The 21,956-nt window shown below is 68.1% G+C and carries 19 protein-coding genes; 10 read left to right on the top strand and 9 right to left on the bottom strand.

Annotated elements, in window-relative coordinates; translation table 11 throughout:
* Nucleotides 1–4: 4 nt before the first annotated feature.
* The 3 genes from ACW172_RS09570 to ACW172_RS09560 all read right to left on the bottom strand — a co-directional run bounded on the left by ACW172_RS09570 (nucleotide 5) and on the right by ACW172_RS09560 (nucleotide 3,574).
* Complete coding sequence (locus tag ACW172_RS09570) at nucleotides 5–2,032, bottom strand: alpha/beta hydrolase family protein (RefSeq protein WP_492034816.1); 2,028 nt, start codon at nucleotides 2,030–2,032, stop codon at nucleotides 5–7.
* Nucleotides 2,033–2,096: 64 nt separating this feature from the next.
* Nucleotides 2,097–2,585, bottom strand: coding sequence for a GNAT family N-acetyltransferase (locus tag ACW172_RS09565; protein WP_492034815.1), 489 nt, complete (start codon nucleotides 2,583–2,585; stop codon nucleotides 2,097–2,099).
* Between the two features lie 2 nt (nucleotides 2,586–2,587).
* Nucleotides 2,588–3,574: a 2-hydroxyacid dehydrogenase gene (locus ACW172_RS09560; protein ID WP_492034814.1), complete on the bottom strand. Its 987-nt coding sequence runs from the start codon at nucleotides 3,572–3,574 to the stop codon at nucleotides 2,588–2,590.
* Nucleotides 3,575–3,642: 68 nt separating this feature from the next.
* Here ACW172_RS09560 and ACW172_RS09555 point away from each other — a divergent pair, with 68 nt between their 5' ends.
* The 6 genes from ACW172_RS09555 (at nucleotide 3,643) to rlmN (ending at nucleotide 9,546) form a co-directional block, all read left to right on the top strand.
* Nucleotides 3,643–4,239: an SH3 domain-containing protein gene (locus ACW172_RS09555; protein ID WP_492034813.1), complete on the top strand. Its 597-nt coding sequence runs from the start codon at nucleotides 3,643–3,645 to the stop codon at nucleotides 4,237–4,239.
* A gap of 90 nt (nucleotides 4,240–4,329) precedes the next feature.
* Nucleotides 4,330–4,854 (top strand): 3-hydroxyacyl-[acyl-carrier-protein] dehydratase FabA, encoded by a 525-nt coding sequence (fabA, locus tag ACW172_RS09550; RefSeq protein WP_492034812.1) that lies wholly within the window; start codon nucleotides 4,330–4,332, stop codon nucleotides 4,852–4,854.
* Between the two features lie 92 nt (nucleotides 4,855–4,946).
* A complete protein-coding gene (gene fabB / locus ACW172_RS09545) occupies nucleotides 4,947–6,176 on the top strand; it encodes a beta-ketoacyl-ACP synthase I (RefSeq protein ID WP_492034811.1) in 1,230 nt (409 codons plus the stop codon).
* A 105-nt stretch (nucleotides 6,177–6,281) separates the two neighbouring features.
* A complete protein-coding gene (locus ACW172_RS09540) occupies nucleotides 6,282–7,079 on the top strand; it encodes an enoyl-ACP reductase FabI (protein ID WP_492034965.1) in 798 nt (265 codons plus the stop codon).
* A 47-nt stretch (nucleotides 7,080–7,126) separates the two neighbouring features.
* Nucleotides 7,127–8,296 carry a benzoate/H(+) symporter BenE family transporter gene (locus tag ACW172_RS09535; RefSeq protein ID WP_492034810.1) on the top strand — a complete coding sequence of 390 codons (1,170 nt, stop codon included), beginning with the start codon at nucleotides 7,127–7,129 and terminating at the stop codon, nucleotides 8,294–8,296.
* 71 nt (nucleotides 8,297–8,367) lie between these two features.
* A complete protein-coding gene (rlmN, locus tag ACW172_RS09530) occupies nucleotides 8,368–9,546 on the top strand; it encodes a dual-specificity RNA methyltransferase RlmN (RefSeq protein WP_492034809.1) in 1,179 nt (392 codons plus the stop codon).
* A 6-nt stretch (nucleotides 9,547–9,552) separates the two neighbouring features.
* Here the strand turns inward: rlmN and ACW172_RS09525 are convergent, their stop codons facing one another.
* The 3 genes from ACW172_RS09525 to ACW172_RS09515 form a co-directional block, all read right to left on the bottom strand.
* Complete coding sequence (locus ACW172_RS09525; RefSeq protein ID WP_492034808.1) at nucleotides 9,553–9,750, bottom strand: hypothetical protein; 198 nt, start codon at nucleotides 9,748–9,750, stop codon at nucleotides 9,553–9,555.
* A 145-nt stretch (nucleotides 9,751–9,895) separates the two neighbouring features.
* Nucleotides 9,896–11,299 (bottom strand): bifunctional glutamate N-acetyltransferase/amino-acid acetyltransferase ArgJ, encoded by a 1,404-nt coding sequence (gene argJ / locus ACW172_RS09520; protein WP_492034807.1) that lies wholly within the window; start codon nucleotides 11,297–11,299, stop codon nucleotides 9,896–9,898.
* The gene (locus ACW172_RS09515) at nucleotides 11,296–12,282 is read right to left on the bottom strand and encodes a peptidylprolyl isomerase (RefSeq protein ID WP_492034806.1); all 987 of its coding nucleotides are present in this window, start codon (nucleotides 12,280–12,282) and stop codon (nucleotides 11,296–11,298) included. The genes argJ and ACW172_RS09515 overlap by 4 nt, the downstream gene beginning before the upstream one ends.
* Nucleotides 12,283–12,527: 245 nt before the next feature.
* On the opposite strand from ACW172_RS09515, the gene secA reads away from it, so the two are divergent.
* From secA to ACW172_RS09500, 3 genes are read left to right on the top strand one after another with little or no spacing between them, the layout of a single operon-like run.
* Nucleotides 12,528–15,383: a preprotein translocase subunit SecA gene (gene secA / locus ACW172_RS09510; protein ID WP_492034805.1), complete on the top strand. Its 2,856-nt coding sequence runs from the start codon at nucleotides 12,528–12,530 to the stop codon at nucleotides 15,381–15,383.
* Between the two features lie 4 nt (nucleotides 15,384–15,387).
* Nucleotides 15,388–16,215, top strand: coding sequence for a class I SAM-dependent methyltransferase (locus tag ACW172_RS09505; RefSeq protein ID WP_492034804.1), 828 nt, complete (start codon nucleotides 15,388–15,390; stop codon nucleotides 16,213–16,215).
* Nucleotides 16,212–17,375 (top strand): aminotransferase class V-fold PLP-dependent enzyme, encoded by a 1,164-nt coding sequence (locus tag ACW172_RS09500; protein ID WP_492034803.1) that lies wholly within the window; start codon nucleotides 16,212–16,214, stop codon nucleotides 17,373–17,375. Before ACW172_RS09505 ends, ACW172_RS09500 begins: the two co-directional genes overlap by 4 nt.
* Nucleotides 17,376–17,394: 19 nt before the next feature.
* Here the strand turns inward: ACW172_RS09500 and ACW172_RS09495 are convergent, their stop codons facing one another.
* On the bottom strand, nucleotides 17,395–18,360 hold the full coding sequence (locus ACW172_RS09495; protein WP_492034802.1) for a hypothetical protein: 966 nt from the start codon (nucleotides 18,358–18,360) through the stop codon (nucleotides 17,395–17,397).
* A 137-nt stretch (nucleotides 18,361–18,497) separates the two neighbouring features.
* Between ACW172_RS09495 and ACW172_RS09490 the strand changes: the two genes are divergently transcribed.
* Nucleotides 18,498–19,499, top strand: a complete 1,002-nt coding sequence (locus tag ACW172_RS09490; RefSeq protein ID WP_492034801.1) for an LLM class flavin-dependent oxidoreductase — start codon at nucleotides 18,498–18,500, stop codon at nucleotides 19,497–19,499.
* Here the strand turns inward: ACW172_RS09490 and ACW172_RS09485 are convergent, their stop codons facing one another.
* Together ACW172_RS09485 and ACW172_RS09480 are read right to left on the bottom strand one after the other, a co-directional pair.
* Complete coding sequence (locus ACW172_RS09485; RefSeq protein ID WP_492034800.1) at nucleotides 19,500–20,768, bottom strand: glycosyltransferase family 4 protein; 1,269 nt, start codon at nucleotides 20,766–20,768, stop codon at nucleotides 19,500–19,502.
* A 45-nt stretch (nucleotides 20,769–20,813) separates the two neighbouring features.
* Complete coding sequence (locus tag ACW172_RS09480; protein ID WP_492034799.1) at nucleotides 20,814–21,809, bottom strand: KpsF/GutQ family sugar-phosphate isomerase; 996 nt, start codon at nucleotides 21,807–21,809, stop codon at nucleotides 20,814–20,816.
* Nucleotides 21,810–21,956 lie beyond the last annotated feature (147 nt).

Genomic DNA, 21,956 nt, shown 5'->3' with positions numbered 1-21,956 from the left:
TCCGTCAGGCGAAGACGCGGTTCAGCAGGGCGATGTAGCGCCCCATCAGACCCTGCTCGACGTCATCCTCCCAATCGCCGTGCCCGGCATCCGGGACCTCGACATAGTCGACCGTCTTGCCCGCGCCGCGTAGGGCCGCGTTCATCTGGCGGGATTGATAGACCGGAACGACGGGGTCATTCGCCCCGTGCACGAGGATCACCGGGCATCTGATCTCCGAGACGCGGCGGCGGGGCGATCCCGCCTCGATGGCGGCCCGATCCACGGTCGGATCCCCGATCCGCTTGACCCAGAATCCGTAGACCTCGTCATTGGGGGTGTCGTCGTTGCGGCGTTCCCAGGCCAGTATGTCCGGAAGATCCCCGACGCCGCAGATCGAAATGGCCGCCTTGTAGAGATCCGGCCGACGCACGGCCCCCATCAGGGCTGCATAGCCGCCGTAGCTGGAACCCATGATGGCGATCCGGTTGCGGTCCAGCCCCTTGGCGGCGACGACCTGATCGACGGCGTCCTCGATATCCTCCTGCATCCGGTCGCCCCAGCGCTTCCAGCCCTGCCCGGCGAAGCCCAGACCGTAGCCCCCTGAGCCACGGAAATTCGGCTGCAGCACCCACCAGCCCTGGCTGGCCAGAATCTGGACCTGACGATCCCAGTCCAGCACGTCGCGAAGTTCCGGCCCGCCGTGCGGCAGGACCACCAGCGGCCCCGGGGTCCCGCCCGGAGGAGCCGTCAGATATGCGCGGATTTCGGCGCCGTCGCGGGTCCGCACTGAAACAGCCTCGGCCTTGCCGAGCCGTTCTGCGACCAGAGTGGTGCGCGGCGCCAGATTGACGAAGCTGCGCGCCGCCCGGTCATAGAGGTACCAGGCGCCCGGCTCCCGGGGGCCGGTGACATAGGTCAGGATGCGGTTCTTGGCGGCATCGATATCCGCAAACGCCACATTGCATTCGTCGGCGAAGAACCGGTTCATGGCCCGGTGGTGCGGCGCCAGCTCCGGCGTCGCGAAATCATACTCCAGACGGTCCCTGAAATAGGCGGCGCCCAGATAGTGTTCGCGGCGGTCCAGCACCCCGCCGGTAACATCCGCGCCCGGCCGCGACGCGATCGGCGGCCCCACGCTGAGCGTGGCCAGATCGAGTTCGCGGATCGACATGACATCCTCGCCGTCCTCGCGTGAGGCCACCAGAACGGCGCCGGCCCGGCCGGCTTCGCCGATATAGGCAAAGTCCGGGGCCTCCTCGACCCGCACTCGCCGCGCGAACTTCCAGTTCCTGTCTCCCGGCATGCGAACATAGATGCTGATCACACTGCCGATCGAATTGATGTCGTAGCGCAGGACCGGGACCCCGCCCGCCGTGGCCCACCAGTAGGTGTTGTTGGATCCCCGCTCGATCTGTTCGGCGGCGCCGGTGAGCACATTGACCTTGTGCAGGGCCAGAACGCCGATCGCCGTCGGCGCGATCATCAGAACATGGTCGGGATCGTCGTGCAGGAAATCGATGAGCCCGCCCAGATTGCGCGTCGCCCGCAGGCGCTGGCGCTGGTTCTCGAACAGCACCACGGCGGCGCCGGTCGAGGGATTGATCGAAATCACGCGCCGCGAGGTGATCTCGCCTCCGCCCGTGGCGATCAGGGACTGGGCCGAACTGTTGTTCGGCTTGATCGTGACCTTCAACGCAACCCAGACCAGCAGGCTGTCGGGCTTGGCCCATACCATGGCCTCGCAGTCGATGTCGCCGATGGGGCGGCGCGTCGGCGGGGCGGACGGATTGGCGGCGTCGATGATGTCCACCACGGCGCGGCGCGATCCGGCCTCGTTCAGCTCACGCAGGATGGCGACCTTGTCGCCCGAAGGCGAAAGGCAGACATGACGCACCCCCGACCGTTCGAAGAAATCCGCAAGGGTGTGGGCGTTCGGCGCGGTTCGCGCCATCACCGGCCCCGCCACAGCCGCCAGCCCCGCGACCGCCGCACCGGCCGTCAGCACAGCGCGCCGCGTCAGGCGCGGCACGCCGTTATTCATCTCGATCATACGCCAGTCCCCCGTTACCCGCACACCTTCGCCGTGCGGACAGGATCGCGTCAAGCGCGTAACCTCAGGTGGGAAGCGGCCTTTCCCAGAACTGCGCCTGACCGGTTTCCGGATCGAGCGCATAGCCGGCGAAACCGAGCGAGCGGTAAAGCGCCCTGGCCGGGGAATTGCCCTCCAGCACCTCCAGAGTCAGCTTGCAGCAGCCGCGCTCGACCGCGAGGACTTCCACGAGCGCGAGCATCCGCCGGGCGAGGCCGAGACCCCGGTATTCCGGCAGGACAGCGACGTCATGGATGTTGAACAGGGGCGCGCATTTGAAGGTTGAGAAGCCCTCGAAGACATTGACCAGCCCGGCGGGAACGCCATCGACGAAGGCCAGAACCGAAAGCGCGTCCGGACGCGCCGCCAGCGCCGGGATCAACCCCTCGCGCACGGCCAGGCTCAATGGATGATTACCGCCCATCGGGTCGCGGGCATAGGCGTCCAGCAGATCGACGACCGCCGACGCATGGACCGGATCGGCATAGTCGGCGCGAAAGACCTCGACCGCCATCTTCAGAGCATGGCCGGGATGACCCGGTCCGGCGGGCGGTGGCCGTTCTGGTAGGTCATGACGTTCAGGATGACCCGGTCGCCCATGTCCTGACGCGCTTCCAGCGTCGCCGAGCCGAGGTGGGGCAACAGGACGACGTGAGGATTGCCGATCAGGCCGGGGTGGATGGCCGGCTCGTTTTCGAACACGTCCAGACCCACGCCGTAGAGGCTGCGCCGGGCCACGGCGTCGGAGAGGGCCGCCTCGTCGATCAGCTCGCCCCGGGCGGTGTTGATCAGGATGGCGTGGGGCTGCAAGCGCGCCAGCCGCTCGGCCGAGAGCAGGTGGTGGGTGTCCTTCGTCGCCGGGCAGTTCAGCGATATGACGTCCATGCGGGCGATCATCTCGTCCAGATCGTCCCACCAGGTCGCGCCCAGCTCCTCCTCGATGCGGGGACTGACAGCCTTTCGGTTATGGTAGTGGACCTGCATCCCGAAGGCCTTTGCGCGGCGGGCCAGGGCCTGGCCGATCCGGCCCATGCCGACAATGCCGAGACGCTTGCCCCAGAGCTTGCGGCCGCACATCCAGGTCGGGGTCCAGCCCTCGAACCTGCCTTCCGCCACCACCTGCGCACCTTCGACGATGCGGCGGCTGACGGCCAGGATCAGGCTCATGGCCAGGTCGGCGGTGTCCTCGGTCAGGACGCCGGGCGTGTTGGTGACGATGATCCCGCGCGCCACGGCCGCGTCGATGTCGATATGATCCACGCCCGCGCCGAAATTGGCGATCATCTTCAGCTGCTCACCGGCGCCGTTGATCAGGGCCGCGTCGATCTCGTCGGTGATGGTGGGGACCAGGACGTCGGCGCGTTGCACTGCGGCCTCCAGCCCCGCCCGGTCCATCGGACGGTCCTTCAGATTCAGCTCGGCGTCGAAAAGCTCGCGCATCCGCGTCTCGACCGCGTCCGGCAGGCGTCTGGTTAATACGACCTTAAGCTTGGAGGACGACATGAGAGCCTTGAGGTTTCACCATGCGCCGATCCCTAGCGGACGGCGCCGGACGCGACGGGTCGACAAGAGTGTCTAGCAAAGCTCAGTCCGGGTTCCAAAGCCCCTTCCTGCGCCGGGCGGTTCCGGTCGCGTGCGCCATCGCCCTGTCGCTGGGTCTCGGCGGGTCGCTGGGCGCGGCGTCCGAGCCGACCGCGACCATGCCCGACGGCCGTCCGACCCCGACCCGCCAGCCCGTGCCGCGCTGGCTGACCCTCAAGGCGTCCGAAGTCCGCGCCCGCTCGGGTCCCGGCCTCGACTACCATATCCTGTGGGAATACCACGCCGCCGGTCTGCCGGTTCAGGTGATCGCCGAGACCTTTGAGTGGCGCAAAATCTGCGACCCGGACGGGTCGATCGTCTGGGTCCACCGCAGCGTCGTCCGGTCGCGCCGGAACGTCTTCAACGCCTCGGCCCAGGAAATCCCGATCCGCTCCGGCCGGTCGGACACCGCCTCGGTCCGCGCCCGGCTGTCGCCGCACGCCATCGTGTCTCTGGATGAGTGCCAAGACGGCTGGTGCCATGTCGGCGGCCGCAAGGTGCACGGCTGGGTGCCGCAGGCCGCCGTCTTCGGCGGCGCGACACAACCTCTGTGCGATGCGCGCCGCCCGGCGGGTCCCCGCCCCTGAGAGACTGGCCGTAAACTTCGCGGATAATTGGACGGTTGAGCCCGCCTCCCGGCTCGTGTAACCCCGGCGCCACATCTTCGGAGTTCCACCTTGAGCCAATATCCGTCGTCTTTCGATCATGCCGCCCTGCTGGCCTCGGGCCGCGGCGAGCTGTTCGGACCCGGCAACGCCCAGCTGCCGGCCCCGCCGATGCTGATGTTCGACCGGATCGTCACGATCAACGACAACGGCGGCGAGCACGGCAAGGGCTATGTCGAGGCTGAACTCGACATCCATCCGGACCTCTGGTTCTTCCAGTGCCACTTCATCGGCGACCCGGTCATGCCGGGCTGCCTGGGTCTGGACGCCATGTGGCAGCTGGTCGGCTTCTACCTCGGCTGGATCGGCGGCCCGGGTCGCGGCCGCGCGCTCGGCGTCGGCGAAGTCAAGTTCACCGGTCAGGTGACCCCGGACGTCAAGCGCGTCGTCTACAAGATCACGCTCAAGCGGGTCATCAACCGCAAACTGGTCATGGGCATCGCCGACGGGGTTCTCGAAGCCGATGGCGTCCCCATCTATACGGCCACGGACATGCGGGTCGGCCTGTTCGGCGCTACCGAAGCCCCCAAGGGCTGAGTTCAAGACTAAGGTCGTCTGACGGACATAACCGCGACAAACGCGGAGCCCACTCCGATCCGGAGCGGGTGAAAGACAAGAGGAAATACAGCATGCGGCGTGTCGTCGTTACAGGGCTGGGCATCGTCTCCTCCATCGGCGACGGCGCCGCGGAGGTCACCGAATCGCTCCGCAACGCCAAATCCGGCGTCGTGGCGGCCCCCGACCACATCAAATACGGCTTCCGGTCCCAGGTCTGGGCGCCGCCGTCGCTGGGCGTGACGGCCGAGGACTGGGCCCCGCGCGTGGATCGCCGCGCCGCCCGCTTCCTGGCCAACGGCACCGCCTGGGCCCAGATCGCCTTCGAGGAGGCCCTGGCCGATTCCGGCATGACGCCCGAGGAAATCCGCGACGACCGCATCGGCGTCATCGTCGGCGAGGGCGGCCCCTCGACCCAGATCATCCTGCAGGCGGCCCAGACCACCATCGAGAAGATGTCGCCCAAGCGGGTCGGCCCCTTCGCCGTGCCCAAGGCCATGGCGTCCGGCCCCTCGGCCGTGCTCTCGACCTGGTTCCAGATGCGCGGGATCAACTATTCGATCTCCTCGGCCTGCGCGACCTCGGCCCACTGCATCGGCGCGGCCATGGAGCAGATCCAGCTGGGCAAGCAGGACGTCGTCTTCGCCGGCGGCTGCGAGGACATCGACTGGTCGATGTCCAACATGTTCGACGCCATGGGCGCCATGTCGTCCGACTACAACGAGACCCCGTCGGTCGCCTCGCGCGCCTATGACGCGGCCCGCGACGGCTTCGTCATCGCCGGCGGCGCCGGCATCGTGGTGGTCGAGGAATACGAACGCGCCAAGGCGCGCGGCGCCAGGATCTACGCCGAGATCGTCGGCTACGGCGCCAACTCCGATGGCTACGACATGGTCGCCCCGTCGGGCGAGGGCGCCGAGCGCTGCATGAAGATCGCCCTCGACATGGCCGGCAATCCGAAGATCGACTACCTGAACCCGCACGGCACCTCGACTCCGGTCGGCGACGCCAAGGAGATGGCGGCGGTCCGCAACGTCTTCGGCGACAACCTGCCGATGATCTCCTCGACCAAGTCGCTAACGGGCCACTCCCTCGGCGCGGCGGGGGCCCAGGAGGCGATCTACTGCCTGCTGATGATGGCCAACGACTTCGCCGCCGAGAGCGCCCACATCGAGAACCTCGACCCCGAGTTCGAGGGCATGCCGATCCTGCGCCAGCGCCACGACGGTCCGCTGACGCACGTCATGTCCAACAGCTTCGGCTTCGGCGGCACCAACGGGACCCTGATCTTCTCCAAGGTCTGAGGCCCGTCCCTCTCTCGCGAGAGGGTTCCGTCACGGTGCCCCGCCTGCTAACCCTCGGGCAAATCACGAGGAGACTTTCCCATGGCCGCTGAATCCGCCTGGAACATGCCGACCGGCGAACTGATGAAGGGCAAGAAGGGCCTGGTCATGGGGGTGGCGAACGCCAACTCCATCGCCTGGGGCATCGCCTCCCAGCTGGCCGCCCAGGGCGCCGAACTGGCCTTCACCTATCTGGGCGAGGGTCTGGAGCGCCGCGTGCGCCCGCTGGCCGAGAGCGTCGGCGCCAAGCTGCTGATCCAGGCCGACGTCACCGACGACGCCTCCATGGACGCCGCCTTCGCCGAGCTGGAGAAGGAGTTCGGCACGATCGACTTCGTCGTCCACTCGGTCGCCTTCGCCAACAAGGACGAGCTCAAGGGCTCCTTCATCGAGAACACCTCGCGCGACAGCTTCCTGCTGGCGATGAACATCTCCTGCTTCAGCTTCGTGGACGTGGCCAAACGCGCGTCGAAGCTGATGCCGAACGGCGGGTCGATGATCACCATGACCTACCTCGGCTCGGAACGGGCCATCCCCAACTACAACACCATGGGCGTCGCCAAGGCCGCGCTGGAAGCCGCGACCCGCTACATCGCCCGCGACCTGGGTCCCAAGGGCATCCGCGTCAACGCCATCTCGGCCGGCGCCATGCGCACCCTGTCGCTGGCCGGCATCTCGGGCGGCCGCGGCATGATCGCCCAAGGCCGCGCCATGTCGGCGATGAAGGAGGACACCTCCATGGAGGGCGTCGCCGGCGCCGCCCTGTGGCTCTGCTCGGACCTCGGCTTCTCGACCACCGGCGAAGTCATCCACGTCGACGCCGGCTTCCACATGATGGGCCTGGCGGGCGACGAGGAGGGCTGAGGCCCTTCCCGCTTCCCCGGTCGCAAGCGAGACGGTAAGCCTCTCGCATGACCTCGCGCCTGCCCGTCTCCGCCTTCACGGCCGCCGCCGTCGGGACCATCATCGGTTTCGGCGGCACGGTGGCCCTCGTGGTTCAGGCCGGGCAGACGATGGGCGCCTCGCCCGTCCAGATCGTTTCCATGGTGACCGCGCTCTGCATCGGTATCGGCCTGCCGGGCCTGTTGCTGAGCTGGCGGCTGAAGATCCCGGTCATCCTCGCCTGGTCGACGCCGGGCGCGGCCCTGCTGGCGGCCTCGGCGCTGGGGCATAGCTGGCCCACGGCGGTCGGCGCCTTCGTCATCGCGGGGCTGATGATGGTCGTCGTCGGCCTGATTCCGGCGCTGGGCCGGCTGGCGGCGAAGATCCCCGCGGCGGTGGCCTCGGCCATGCTGGCGGGGGTGCTGCTGCCCTTCGTCATCAAGCTGTTCCTCGTCTTCCCGACCGATCTGGCGCTGGCGGCGGGTCTGGTCGCGGTCTTCCTGATCGCGCGGCGGCTGGCCCCGACCTGGGCCCTGCCTCTGGTGCTGGTTGGCGCCTTCACGGCCCTCGCGGTCAGAGGCCAGATCGCCCTGCCGCCCGGGACCGGCCTGTTCGGGACCCTGTCGCCGGTCGCGCCCCACTTCGATCTGAAGGCGGCGGTCAGCCTCGCCCTGCCCCTGTTCATGGTGACCCTGGTGTCCCAGAACCTGCCCGGACTGGTGGTGCTGAGGACCGCCGGATACACCCCGCCCGCCGGACCGCTGCTGCTGTCGACCGGCGCCGCGACCGCCCTGCTGGCGCCGTTCGGGGCCTATGGGGTCAATATGGCGGCCATCGTCGCGGCCATCTGCACCGGCCCCGACGCCCATCCCGACCCGCAACGCCGCTGGATCGTCGGCGTAATCTACGGCGGCCTCTATCTGATCGTCGCCCTGTTCGCCGCGCCTTTGGCGGGGCTGTTCATCGCCATGCCGCATGGAACCCTGGCCCTGATCACGGGACTGGCGCTGGTCGGTCCGTTGATGGGCGCCCTGGGCGGCATGCTGGGCGAGCCGACGGATCGCGAGGCGGCGGTCCTGACCTTCGCCGCCACGGCCTCGGGTCTGGCCCTGTTCGGCATCGGCTCGGCCTTCTGGGGGCTGGTCGTGGGCTTCGTCGCCCTGGCGGCGGGTCGCTGGATCAAGCCTCCCAGGCCCTGAGTGCGGCCCGCGCCTTAAATCCAGCGCGATCTGTGGTATAAGGCGGGCTCCCTTCGATCAGGATACCGACCTTGAGCATCACGCTCGACCTCTCGCGCGCCTCCGCCTCTCCGGCTGCCCCGACCACGCCCGCCCTCGTCAACCTGTCCGGTCTGACGCGCGACGGTCTGCGCGAAGCCCTGATCGCGGCGGGCGTCTGCGCGCCCGAAAAGGCGAAGATGCGCAGCGTTCAGGTCTGGCGCTGGATCCACCACCACGGCGTCACCGACTTCGCGGCGATGACCAATATCGACAAGGAGACGCGGGCCCGGCTCGAGGCCGCCTGCACCCTGGCCCGGCCCGAGATCGTCGAGCGCCAGATCTCCAAGGACGGCACCCGCAAATACCTGATCCGCACCGCCCCGGGCATCGAGATCGAGGCGGTCTACATCCCAGACGTCGGCCGCGCCGGCGCCCTGTGCGTGTCCTCGCAGGTCGGCTGCACCCTGAACTGCACCTTCTGCCACACCGGCACCCAGAAGCTGGTCCGCAACCTGACCGCAGCCGAGATCGTGGCCCAGGTCCAGGTCTGCCGCGATGATCTGGAGGAATGGCCCTCACCCAAGGAGGACCGCCGCCTCTCGAACATCGTCTTCATGGGCATGGGCGAGCCGCTCTACAATCTGGACGCGGTGTCGGACGCCATCGACATCATCTCGGACAACGAAGGCATCGGCCTGTCGCGCCGCCGGATCACCGTCTCGACCTCGGGCGTCGTGCCCCAGCTCCAGGCGCTGGGCGAGCGCACCCAGGCCATGCTGGCGATCAGCCTGCACGCCACCAACGACCCGCTGCGCGACGTCCTGGTGCCGCTCAACAAGAAATACGACCTCGAACAGCTGATGGCCGGCATCCGCGCCTATCCGGGCCTGGCCAACACCCGCCGGGTGACGTTCGAATACGTCATGCTGAAGGGCGTCAACGACAGCCCGGCCGAGGCCCGCGCCCTGGTCAAGCTGATCGAGGGCATCCCGGCCAAGGTGAACCTGATCCCGTTCAACCCCTGGCCCGGCACCGACTATGAATGCTCGGACTGGAAGACCATCGAGGTCTTCGCCGCCATCCTGAACAAGGCCGGCTTCGCCAGCCCCATCCGCACCCCCCGCGGCCGCGACATCCTCGCCGCCTGCGGCCAGCTGAAGTCCGAGAGCGAGAAGCGCCGGGCGAGCGCGATCAGGAAGGCCGAACAGGCCGAGGACGCGGCGGCCTGAGGGCCCTCACAGGAACTGCGGCACGCGCGCCTTGAGCAGCCGGACCAGATCCGGGTCCATGAATTCGTAGTCGTCGGGGATGCCCAGGCAAATGACCCGCGCCCGCCTCAGGCTGGCCTTGAACCGCTTCTGAAGCTTGCTGCGGTGGGCCTTCTCCATGACGAAGATGACGTCGGCCCATTCGACCAGTTCGGTCGTGACCACTTCCTCGGCGTCCTGATTGAGGCCCGCCGAGGCGGTCTCCAGCCCCGACCAGTCGGCGAAGACCTGTTCGGCCGTCGGGGACCGCAGTTTGTTCTGCGAGCAGACGAAGAGGACGTTCTGATGCGCCCGCGTCAGCTGCGCCCCCTCAACTCCGGTAGTCCCCGTTGATCTCGATGTAGCCCTTGGTCAGGTCGCAGGTCCAGACGGTCGCCGAGGCTCTGCCGGAGCCCACGTCGACGGTGATGTCGATCTCGGGGTTCTTCATATAGGCCGTCATCTTCGCCTCGTCGTAGTGGGGCGAGGGGGCGCCGTCGATGGCCGCCTGATGCGGGCCGAACCTGATCGCGAGGGTGTCGCGGTTGACCGGCTCCTCGGTCTTGCCCACGGCCATGACGATACGGCCCCAGTTGGCGTCCTGACCGGCGATGGCGGTCTTGACCAGGGGGCTGTCGGCGATCGACTTGGCCAGTTTGCGGGCCGAGGCCGGGCTGGCGGCGCCGTCGACCGTCACCTTGACGAACTTGGTCGCGCCCTCGCCGTCGCGGACCAGCTGATGGGCCAGATCCAGCATGACGCGGTCGAGCGCGGCCGAGAACTCCTTCAGCCGCCGGTCGCCGACCCGGCCGATGCGCGGCGCGGTCGAGGTGCCGGTGGCGAACATCAAACAGGTGTCGTTGGTCGAGGTGTCGCCGTCGACCGTCACCGAGTTGAAGGTGGTGCGGACGTGCAGACCCAGCAGGGCCTGCAGCACGCTGGGGTGGATGTTGGCGTCGGTGACAATGAAGGCCAGCATGGTCGCCATGTCCGGGGCGATCATGCCCGAGCCCTTGGCGATGCCGGCGATGCGGACCTTCTCGCCCTCGATGGTCGCCTCGGCGTAGGAGCCCTTGGGGAAGGTGTCCGTGGTCATGATGCCGCGCGCGGCCTGGGCCCAGGCGTCGGCGTCCAGACGGCTTTCGACCGTCGGCAGCTGGGCGGCGATCTTGTGATCGTCCAGCACCACCCCGATGACCCCGGTCGAGGCCAGCATGACGTCGCGCTGGCGACAGCCGAAGCGTTTGGCGACCTCGGAGGCGGTGCGGCGCGCGGCGTCGGCCCCGGCCTTGCCGGTGAAGGCGTTGGCGCAGCCGGCGTTGACCACCAGGGCCCGCACATCCTTGCCGCCGTCGTCGTTGCCCAGATGCCGCTTGCACCAGTCGACGGGCGCCGAGCCCACCTTGTGCCGGGTGAAGACCCCGGCGCAGGTCGTGCCGCGCGCGAAGCGGAACACCACCAGATCGTCGCGCTCGTGCTTGTAGAAGCCGGCTCGGGCGGTCGCGATCTCGACCCCGCCGATGGGCGGAATGGTCGGGAAGGGCACGGCCAGGGGCGAGACCTTCAGGCCCGGCTTGCCGGGGGCGGGCGCCGTGGGCGCGGGCGTCGCCGCCGGTGTGGTGGCGCGCTTCAGGGCCGAGGCGAGCGGGTCCAGCGCCTTTTCGATGGCATGCTCGATCTTCTGACCGGTGGACGCCTTCGCCGGGGCCTTGGGTGGAACGGGCGGCTTGCTCATGATTTCGGCGCTCCGGGGGTCTGGGGCGTCGACTGCGCGGTCGGAGGCGCCGTCGGGGAAGAAGGATTGGCCGAAGGAGCGGGCGCCGAGGCCGGCTCCTCCGCCCCATTGGACGCGGGTTCGTCGGCCAGCAGGATGTTCACCTTCGCCTTGCCGCGCAACTGCTCCAGCAGCCTGCGCACGCCCTCATAGGTCAGATAGCGCACGATCTGGGGCCGGGCCTGCTCCAGGGTCGGCGGGCTTTCCTTGCGCCGGTCCTCGACCCGCAGCACGGCCCAGCCGCCGTCGGTCTGGAACGGACCCACGGTCGAACCCGCCGGGGCGTCGCGCAGGGCGTTGGCATAGGCCTGGGGCATGACGTCGACCGTCGAATAACCGAGGTCGCCGCCCGAGAACCGGGTCGCCTCGTCGACCGACCGCTCCTGGGCCACCGCCGAGAAGGCCGCGCCCTGGGCCAGGATGCCGATCACCGCATCGGCCTCCGGCTTTGTCCGCGACAGGATCAGCCGCACGCGGATCTCCTCCGACGTCTTCGCCAGCCGCAGCTGCTCCTGATACAGGGTCTGGACGGCCTGATCGTTGATGCGGCCGTTGACCTCGTTCTCGACCAGCATGTCGCCGAGAATCCGCTCCTGGGTCGCCTTCAGCCGGCGCTGGGCCAGGACCGAGTTGTCGAGACCGCGACGTTCGGCCTCGCGCGCCAGCAGCTTTTGATCGATGACCTCGTCCAGCACGCGACGGAACAGGTCCGAGGTGACGTCCAGCGGCTCGCCCTCCCCGACCAGCCCTTGCGCCACCGCCTCCCGTTTGACGTCGGACGCCCAGATGGTCTGGTCCAGCACCTTGGCCACGGCCCGGTCGCCGGGTTCCGGCGGACGATCGGAATCGTCGCCGCGCCCGCAGGCCGCGACCGTCAGCAGGGCCGCGAAGGCGAAGACCGTCAGAGGGTTGCGCGAAAGACGCCGTGCACGAAAAACGGACAAAGGAGGCTGCTCCGTCCCGGACTGGAATGCCCCTCGCGTTGACAGGGGTTAGGCCGGTGCTTAAGTCCCGGCTGCGCCCAAGTCGAGGGGTTTTCGACCGTTCGCGCGGCCCTCGCGCGCGCCTTGTCCGGGCGCACCGGGCCGCCGTCGGATCGGGCCCCTCTCGCGACGTCGCCGCCGCCCGTCCGGAACCTCTCCGGACCCTGTATCAGAGCCTTCAGACGCTCGACGCCTTCGGATCGCTTATGCTCGGCTTCGCCAAGAAAATTTTCGGCTCTTCCAACGACCGCAAGGTCAAGGATTTCCTCGCGCGGGTCGAGAAGATCAACGCCCTGGAACCCAAGTTCGCCGCCCTGAGCGACGACGAACTGCGGATGATGACCCAGACCTTCCAGGATCGTCTGGCCGGTGGCGAAAGCCAGGACAAGATCCTCAACGAGGCCTTCGCCGTCGCGCGTGAAGCCTCCAAGCGGGTCCTGGGTCAGCGCCAGTACGACGTCCAGCTGGCCGGCGGCATGATCCTGAACGAGGGCGGCATCGCCGAGATGCGCACCGGCGAGGGCAAGACCCTCGTCGCCATCGCCCCCGCCTATCTGAACGCGCTGGGCGGCAAGGGCGTCCACGTCATCACCGTCAACGACTATCTGGCCCGCCGCGACGCGGAATGGATGGGCCGGGTCTATCGCTTCCTCGGCATGGAAGTGGGCGTCATCGTCAACGGCCTGTCGTCCGGCCAGCGCCAGGCGGCCTATGCGGCCGACATCACCTACGGCACCAACAACGAGTTCGGCTTCGATTATCTGCGCGACAACCTGGTCTATGACCGGGCCGAGATGGTGCAGCGTCCGCACCACTTCGCCATCGTCGATGAAGTCGACTCCATCCTGATCGACGAGGCGCGCACGCCCCTGATCATCTCGGGTCCGACCGAGGACCGTTCGGACCTCTACAAGATCCTCGATGGCGTGGTGAAGACGCTGATCCAGGACAAGGCCACTTACGACCTCGACGAGAAGCAGAAGCAGGCCCTGCTGACCGAGGAAGGCTCCGAAAAGATCGAGCAGATCCTCGAGGAGGCCGGTCTCTTCGCCGAGGACACCACCGGCCTCTATGACGCCGCCAACGTCAGCCTGGTGCACCACATCAACCAGGCCCTTCGCGCCAACACCCTGTACGCCCGCGACAAGGACTACATCATCAAGGCCGGCGAGATCGTCCTGATCGACGAGTTCACGGGCCGGATGATGACGGGCCGCCGTCTGTCCGAGGGCCTGCACCAGGCCATCGAGGCCAAGGAGGGCGTGCAGATCATGCCCGAGAACCAGACCCTGGCCTCGGTCACGATCCAGAACTACTTCCGCCTCTATGAAAAGCTGTCCGGCATGACCGGCACGGCCGCCACCGAGGCCCAGGAGTTCGGCGACATCTACAAGATGGACGTGCTGGAGGTTCCGACCCACCGTCCGATCCAGCGCATCGACTACGACGACGAGGTCTATCGCACCGAGCGCGAGAAGAACCAGGCCATCGCCCGCCAGATCGCCGAATGCCACGTCAAGGGTCAGCCGATCCTCGTCGGCACCGTCTCGATCGAGAAGTCGGAGCAGTTGTCCGAACTGCTCAACTCCTATGAGTACAAGACCGAGGTCTCCCGTTCGCTGAAACCCGAGTTCGCGGGCAAGGCCAAGGAAGCCGAGAAGCTGGGCGACGCCGCGTACGACATCGTCTGGAAGACCGAGTTCAAGGGCATCCCCCACTCGGTTCTGAACGCCCGTCAGCACGAGCAGGAAGCCTTCATCGTCGCCGACGCAGGCCTGCCGGGCGCGGTGACCATCGCCACCAACATGGCCGGCCGCGGCACCGACATCCAGCTGGGCGGCAACCTCGAGATGCGTCTCGACAAATGGCGCCTCGACCAGCGCAACATGGGCGTCATGGTCTCGCCGGAAGACGAGAAGACCGAAGAGGCCCGCCTCAAGGCCGAGATCGCCGTGCACAAGGCCGCGGCCCTGGAAGCCGGCGGCCTGTTCGTGCTCGGCACCGAGCGCCACGAGAGCCGCCGGATCGACAACCAGCTGCGCGGCCGGACGGGCCGTCAGGGCGACCCCGGCACCTCGAAATTCTTCCTCTGCTGCGAGGACGACCTGCTGCGCATCTTCGCCGGCGACCGTCTGGACTCGATCATGCGCTCCTTCGGCGTCGCCGAGGGTGAGGCGATTTCGCATCCTTGGCTGAACCGCGCCGTCGAGACCGCCCAGAAGCGCGTCGAGACCCGCAACTACGACATCCGCAAGAACCTGCTGAAGTACGACGACGTCGTGAACGACCAGCGCAAGGCGGTGTTCGAACAGCGCCAGGAGTTCATGGACTCCACCGACCTTTCGGAACTGGTCGGCGAGTTCCGCGCCGATGTGATCACCGACCTGGTCGACCGCTACATGCCGCCCAAGGCCTATGCCGAGCAGTGGGACATCGACGGCCTGGACGAGAAGGTCCGCACGACCCTTGGCCTCGAACTGCCGATTCACGACTGGGCCGCCGAGGAAGGCGTGTCCAACGAGGAGGTCGAGGAGCGGCTGCAGGCCGCCGCCGCCGCCCGCGCCGCCGAGCGTCTGGAGCTGGTCGGCGAAGGCCAGACCCGCGGCATCGAGAAGCAGTTCCTGATGCAGCAGATCGACATGTCGTGGCGCGAGCACCTGGTCCATCTAGACCATCTGCGCGGCGTCATCGGCCTGCGCGGCTATGGCCAGCGCGATCCGCTGAACGAGTACAAGACCGAAGCCTTCTCCCTGTTCGAGAACCTGTTGCACGAGCTGCGTCACAATGTGACCCGCTGGCTGATGACCGTGGAGTTCCGCTTCGAGGCTCCGCCGGCGATGGAGATGCCCGAGTTCCGGGAAATCCACCTGAACCCCGGCACCGGCGAGAACGAGATGGGCAACCCCTACGCCCAGAACCCGGAACAGCAGTTCACCGGCGACGACCGTTCGCGCCTGCCGGTCGAGCTTCTGCCGGTCGGCTGGGAGCGCACCTCGCGCAACGCCGACTGCCCCTGCGGCTCGGGCCGCAAGTTCAAGCACTGCCACGGCAGCCTGATCTGACCTGATGGCCGCCCAGCCGTTCGATACGGGCTACTGGAAGTCCACGGGTTCGAACGCCTGGGTGACGCTGCAACCGTTGCTCGACCGGCTGTATCAGCCGATCAGCGAGGCCATTCTGGCCCAGGTTCCCGTGGCGTCGGACGCCCGGGTTCTGGACATCGGCTGCGGCCCCGGCGCGACCACCGTACAGATGGCCCGCCGCCTGACGGACGGCCTGTGTCTGGGCGTCGATGTGTCCGAACCGCTGCTGGCGCTGGCGCGCGAGCGGGCGGAGACGGAGGGCCTGACCAGCGCGGACTTTCTGCTGGCCGACGCCCAGACCGCCGCCTTCGACGCGCCCTTCGACGCCCTGATCTCACGGTTCGGGGTCATGTTCTTCCCCGATCCCCGGGCCGCCTTCGCCAATCTGCGGGACGCGCTGAAGTCCGGCGGCCGTCTGAGCTTCGCCTGCTGGCGGGGACCTGAGGACAACCCGCTGGCCGGTCTTCCCGATACGATCGCCCGCCCCCTGATCCCGGACCTGTCGGCGCCGCCGACCAGCGGTCCGGGGCGGTTCGCTTTCGCCGATCCGGACAAGGTCCGTGACATTCTGGATGGCGCGGGCTGGAGCCATATCGAGATCACCCCCCTGGATGCTCCGACCCCGCTTTCGGTTTCCGAACTGGTCGAGATGGGCCTGAGGCTGGGGCCGGTGGGCGCCGCCATGCCCCGGCTCGATGAACCCCTTCAAAAGCAACTCCATGACGCCATGACCCGGCGTGTGGAGCAGGAGGCCCGCGACGGCGTCGTACCGATGACAGCCGCCTGCTGGCTGGTGAACGCGACCGCATGAGCTTCAAGCCCCTCTTCTCGCGCGCCCTCTCCCTCGATCCCGAGCGGCTGCATTTCGCGGCCCACAGCCACCACCTCTGGCCCGACGCCTCGTTCGAGGGGCAGGTGCAGGCCTGGGAGGAGGCGAACCGGTTCGCGGACCGGAAGTGGGATCTGGTGTTCGGCGAAGTCGTGCCGGAGGCCCAGAAGCACATCGCGGCCGAGCTGAATCTGCCGTCCCCCGACACTGTGGTCTTCGCCCCCAACACCCATGATTTCCTGATCCGCATCCTGTCCGGGTTTGAGCGCAAGCCCGTCCGCATCCTGACCAGCGACGGCGAGTTCCATTCCTTCCGCCGCCAGTCGGAGCGCTGGGAGGAGGCCGGAGAGGCCGTCGTCACCCGCATCCCTCTCCTGCCGTATGAGACCTTCGACGACCGCTTCGTGGAGGCCGCGCGGGCGGGCGGGCACGACCTGATCCTGGTCAGCCAGGTCTTCTTCAAGACCGGCCTCGCCTTCAACCGCATCGCCGATCTGGCGGCCCTGGCCGATCCGGCCGGGCCCTGGGTGGTCATCGACGGTTACCACGGCTTCATGGCGACCCCGACCGATCTGTCAGCCGTGGCCGACCGCGTCTTCTACGTCGCCGGGGGCTATAAATACGCCATGAGCGGCGAGGGCGCGGGCTTCCTGCACGCGCCCGACGGCTATTGCCCCCGACCTGTCATCACCGGCTGGTTCGCCGAGTTCGGCGAGCTGATGGGCCGCCCTGACGAGGTAAAATACCGCGCCGACGCAGGCCGCTTCTGGGGAGCGACCATCGACTGTACGCCCCTCTATCGCTTCAACGGCGTGCGACGGATGCTGGAGGGGGCGGGCCTGACCACCGCCGACATCTCGGCCCATGCCGGGACACTTCAGGCGCGGTTCGCGCAGGCGTTGGCGTCAGGAGAATGCGGCGCGCTCGACGAGGCAGAGGCGCTCAATCCGGTGATCGGCGATGACCCCCGGTCGCGCTTTATCGCCCTGAAGCACCCGCAGGCCCAGACCTGGCGCGCGGCCCTGCTGGCGGCCAATGTGGTCACCGATGTGCGCGACGACACCATCCGCTTCGGCTTCGGCCTGTATCAGGACATCGAGGACGTCGAGCGGCTGATCGCGACCTGCAAGCGGCTTTTCTGACCGCCATCCCTTACCGGGATCAATAGAACTGAGTGTCTTCCTGCGCCGGCGGCCGGTTCTGGCGCGGACTGTTCTGACGCGGCGCGGGGCGCGGCGTCGTCTGGGGCGCCGGACGGCTGGTCGCGGTATTGGACGGCGCGGGTCGCGCGGGCGCGGCCGAGGGCGCCGGGGTCTGGGCCGGAGCGGCGGGCGGCGGAACGGGTGTCGGCGCGGGCTGGCCGTTGACCGGCGGAATCGGCGGCAGGTTCGGATAGGGCAAACCCTGAACCTGTGGCTGAACCGTTGGCGCCGGCGTCATGGGAACCTCGGGCGCGGGGGCAGGCGAGGCCTCGATCGCATCGGGCGCATCCAGATCATCGCGGATGAAGGCCCAGGAGCGGCTGTCGGCGCAGGCGCAGGCCTTGAGGAAACCCTCGCGATCGCGCCAGATCACCAGGGGGAAGGTCGGCTTGACCCCGGCGTCGCGCATCAGGGCATCGAGGCGCGACATGAACTGCCGCCCGGCCTCGACCACGGCGCTGCGGGCCAGATTGCCGTCGGCCAGAGGAATACCCGCCGCCGTCCAGTCCCTCGACGGGGTCGCGGTCCAGCGCTGATAGAGGGCCCAGTCCCGCGTCAGCCACAGCTCGGCCAGGGTGGCGCGCTCGGCGGGGGTGGACTGCGGCGCGCCCTCCTTGTCCGGACGGGCGAAGAGGATGACGCGGACGTCGACGCCCCCCGCCCTCAGCTTGTCGGCCTCCTGCTGCTCGTAGGCCCGGGTCGGGGCGCTGTCGCGATAGCCGATGATGTAGAGGGGCTGGTCGCCGCCGCCGCCCGGCGAAACCCACGAGCTCTCGTCCAGCAGCCGCTGGATCTCGCCCTGGTTCCGCGTGATCGTGACCGGCTGGAAGCGGGCGTAGAAATGATCGTAGGCAAGGTAACCGCCGATGGCCAGGACGAGGCCAATCACGACCGCCAGGCCAGACCAGATCAGAAAGCGACGCATGCGGCAGGGGGCTCCAGCTTGAGCATTCGGCTCAGGGTAACGCTTAACACTGATTTGCGTCGCATCCGAACACCGGGTGGGCGAACTCGTGCAACAGTCGCTGTTGCGGGCTCTCCAGCCCACCCCATATCCCCGCCATGACCAAGCTCTCCATCCTCGACCTCGCCCCGGTGCCGCAGGGCTCCGACGTGTCACAGGCCCTGGCCAACAGCATCGATCTGGCGAAGACCGCCGAGCGGCTGGGCTATCACCGCTACTGGCTGGCCGAGCACCACAACATGGCGGGCATCGCCTCGGCGGCGACCTCGGTGGTGATCGGGGCGGTGGCGGCGGCGACAAAGACGATCCGCGTCGGGGCCGGCGGGGTCATGCTGCCCAACCATGCGCCTCTCGTGATCGCCGAGCAGTTCGGCACCCTGAACGCCCTCTATCCGGGCCGGATCGATCTGGGTCTGGGTCGTGCGCCCGGATCGGATCAGGCCACGGCCCGGGCCCTGCGCCGCACGCTTCAGGGCGACGTCGACGCCTTCCCCCAGGACGTGATGGAGCTGCTGCACTGGTTCAGGCCGGCGGAAGAGCATCAGGCCATTCGCGCCAACCCCGGCGAGGGTCAGGCCGTGCCCGTCTGGATCCTCGGTTCCTCCACCTATGGCGCCCAGCTGGCGGCCCATCTGGGTCTGCCCTACGCCTTCGCCAGCCATTTCGCGCCCGGCGACCTGATGAACGCCATCCGCATCTATCGCGAGACCTTCCGGCCGTCGGAATATCTGTCCGAGCCCTATGTGATGGCCGGCTTCAACGTCTTCGCCGCCCAGACCGACGAGGAGGCGAAGCTGCTGTTCAGCTCGATGCAGCAGGCCTTCGTCAATCTGCGCTCGGGCCGCCCGGGCAAGCTGCCGCCCCCGGTCGAGAACTATGAGGCGGGGCTGGATGCGGGCGCGCGCGGCATGATCGCCAACGCCCTGTCCTGTTCCGCCGTCGGTTCGCCCGAAACCGTGCGGCAGGGACTGGAGGCCTTCATCGCCCGGACCGGCGCCGACGAGCTGATGATCACCAGCCAGATCTGGTCCCACGCCGACCGCGTCCGCTCGCTGGAAATCCTGGCGGGAGTCGGGACGAGCCTGGCGAAGGCGGCGTGATCAGGCCCCGGCGGGCTTGAGCCCCAGCGTTCGGGCGACCTCGGCGAAATGGTCGTCCCAGGTCGGGGCGCGATAGGCGGGAGCCTCGGGCTTCTTCAACGTGGCCCGCTCGAGCGCCGCCAGCCAGCCGAGGCCGTCCAACGGATCGATCAGCTCGGCCTGGGGCACCAGTTCGCGATGCGCCGGAATGTCCGAGGCGATCAGGGGCACGCCCAGGGCGCAGGCCTCGACCGCGGGCAGGTCGAAGCCCTCGACCGAGGACGGCGCCACCACCGCCTGGGCGTTGGACACCAGGGTCGCCAGCGCGCTGTCGGGCAGGTTGGAGGCCTGATGCACCAGCCCGCGCAGATTGGGCGAGCGTTCCAGATGGTCGAGCACCGCCTCATTCTCCCAGCCGTAACGACCGACCAGGACCAGACGCGGCGCCTTGTCGCCCATCATCTCCTCCAACCGCCGCCAGATGGTCAGGAGGAAGGCCAGGTTCTTTCGCGCCTCGATGGTGCCGACGTGAACGAAATAGGGGCGCGGCGTCGGGGTCGCGGCCGGTCTGGCGACCAGACCCGTCTCCAGTCCCAGGTGAATGGCGTCGATCGGCGGCGCCTCTAGCCCCTCCTGATCCGCGAACCGCATCAGCTCATGGGCCGTATAGCGGGAGTTCACCAGAATGCGCGAAGCGTACTTCAGCGCCGTCAGAACCCTGACCCTGTGCTTGTCGCCATCGCCGGGGCGGCAGAACTCCGGATGGGTGATCGGGATCAGATCGTGCAGCAGCACCACCGTGTCCACACCGTGGGCCCTCAGCGAGGCCAGGATGTCAGGGGTGTTCAGGCTGGTGTGACCGACATTGAAATAGTGACGCCCGGCAGGGAGCTCCGACAGGCGGCTGGAGCGGAAGAACTGTTTCCACACGCGCAGCCGCCGACCGGCGTTGCGATCGCCGACATCGGGCGCCGGGGCCGGGCTCAGCACCGAACGGGCGACCGGACCGCCGTCGTTCAGGGCGTCCAGAAGCCGCGACGCCGCCTCCGGCATGGGCTGGGTCACTGCGCCGCTCCAGCGTGAGCGGAGTTGTCGGACGCTGTCGCGGAACCACACCGGATCCACGGCGACCAGACGGTCATGCTTGCTGCGCACCGGGATCATGCGCACGTCGGGCCGGTCCAGCAGCCATTCGGCATAGGCCAGGCACACGCGGTCCACCCCCGTCGGCGAACTGCGCTCGGTCCGGCTGACAAGCCGGCTGGCGTCGAACAGAATGTCTTCCGTCATGGCGTGATCATCGCGCCCACCCGGCGCGCCCCCGACACGTCCCGCTTACGAAACATACCCCGCCTGCATCAGTTCGGCGATATGGACGATGGCCACGGGACGATCATTCTCGACGACGAACAAGGTGGCGATCTTGTTGGCCGACAGAAGGTCGACGACATCGCTCATCCTCTGGTCGGGACTGACGATCTTGGGATTGCGGCTCATGATGTCGGCGGCCGTGATGGCGCTGATGTCGTTGGAAAAGGCGCGGCGGACGTCGCCGTCAGTGATGATCCCCGCCAGGGTTCCATCGGCATTCAGCACGGCGACCGCGCCCTTGCGGCCCGCGGTGATGGCCGAGACCACCTCGGTGAAGTCGGCGTCCAGGTCCACGCTGGCCGGCGGGGCGTGGTTGTCGCCCATCCACTCGCGCACGCTCTGCAGGCTCATGCCCAGCGATCCGCCGGGGTGATGCAGGCCGAAATCGGTGGCGGTGAACTGACGCCGGTCCATCAGCACCATGGCCAGGGCGTCGCCGAGCGCGAGCGTCATCAGGGTCGAGGTGGTCGGGGCCAGGCCGTTGGGACAGGCCTCGGCGACCTGGGGCATGATCAGGGGCACGGCCGACATCCGGGCCAGGAAGCTGGATCCGCGCTGGGTCATGCCGATGACCGGGATGTTGTTGCGCTGGCAGAAGATCAGCGGGTCACGCAACTCGCGGCTCTCGCCGGAGGCCGAGATGGCCAGAAGGGTGCAGTCCTCGCGCAACATGCCCAGGTCGCCGTGGCTCATTTCCGCGGGATGGACGAAGAAGGCGTTGGTCCCGGTCGAGGCCAGGGTCGCGGCGATCTTGCCGCCGATATGGCCCGACTTGCCCATGCCCGTGACGACCACGTAGCCGGGCCGCGACAGAATGACGTCGCAGGCGCGCGCCACCGAGGTGTCGACGGTGCGCTCAAGCGCCTGCAGGGCTTCGATATTGAGCTGGATCACCTCGCGCGCGCGGTCCGTCATGGAAGCGATCTGGTCGGGCGTCGAAGGCGAATGGTCGGCGGTCATACTCTAATCCTTGCAAGGGTCGCCGCGCCGCCGGAACGGTCGCCACGCCTCGCTGCTTTGGGCGCGAATTGCCCCAATATGGGGTTGGGCACAATGCTACGGAAAGGCGTAGCTTGCCCCGATGTTCGGCCAACTGCGCCAGGACGG

The sequence above is a fragment of the Brevundimonas sp. ALps5 genome (genome assembly GCF_058681645.1).
The sequence above is the reverse complement of the archived record's forward strand: the minus strand, read 5'-3'. Positions and strand labels throughout refer to the sequence as shown.

Bases quoted from the DNA above. Each gene is read 5' to 3' on its own strand.
- ACW172_RS09480 (WP_492034799.1), bottom strand. From the start codon at position 21,809: ATGACCGCCGACCATTCGCCTTCGACGCCCGACCAGATCGCTTCCATG.
- argJ (WP_492034807.1), bottom strand. From the start codon at position 11,299: ATGAGCAAGCCGCCCGTTCCACCCAAGGCCCCGGCGAAGGCGTCCACC.
- ACW172_RS09495 (WP_492034802.1), bottom strand. From the start codon at position 18,360: ATGCGTCGCTTTCTGATCTGGTCTGGCCTGGCGGTCGTGATTGGCCTC.
- ACW172_RS09570 (WP_492034816.1), bottom strand. From the start codon at position 2,032: ATGATCGAGATGAATAACGGCGTGCCGCGCCTGACGCGGCGCGCTGTG.
- ACW172_RS09500 (WP_492034803.1), top strand. From the start codon at position 16,212: ATGAGCTTCAAGCCCCTCTTCTCGCGCGCCCTCTCCCTCGATCCCGAG.
- ACW172_RS09485 (WP_492034800.1), bottom strand. From the start codon at position 20,768: ATGACGGAAGACATTCTGTTCGACGCCAGCCGGCTTGTCAGCCGGACC.
- ACW172_RS09540 (WP_492034965.1), top strand. From the start codon at position 6,282: ATGCCGACCGGCGAACTGATGAAGGGCAAGAAGGGCCTGGTCATGGGG.
- ACW172_RS09565 (WP_492034815.1), bottom strand. From the start codon at position 2,585: ATGGCGGTCGAGGTCTTTCGCGCCGACTATGCCGATCCGGTCCATGCG.
- secA (WP_492034805.1), top strand. From the start codon at position 12,528: ATGCTCGGCTTCGCCAAGAAAATTTTCGGCTCTTCCAACGACCGCAAG.
- ACW172_RS09535 (WP_492034810.1), top strand. From the start codon at position 7,127: ATGACCTCGCGCCTGCCCGTCTCCGCCTTCACGGCCGCCGCCGTCGGG.
- fabB (WP_492034811.1), top strand. From the start codon at position 4,947: ATGCGGCGTGTCGTCGTTACAGGGCTGGGCATCGTCTCCTCCATCGGC.
- ACW172_RS09560 (WP_492034814.1), bottom strand. From the start codon at position 3,574: ATGTCGTCCTCCAAGCTTAAGGTCGTATTAACCAGACGCCTGCCGGAC.
- ACW172_RS09490 (WP_492034801.1), top strand. From the start codon at position 18,498: ATGACCAAGCTCTCCATCCTCGACCTCGCCCCGGTGCCGCAGGGCTCC.
- ACW172_RS09505 (WP_492034804.1), top strand. From the start codon at position 15,388: ATGGCCGCCCAGCCGTTCGATACGGGCTACTGGAAGTCCACGGGTTCG.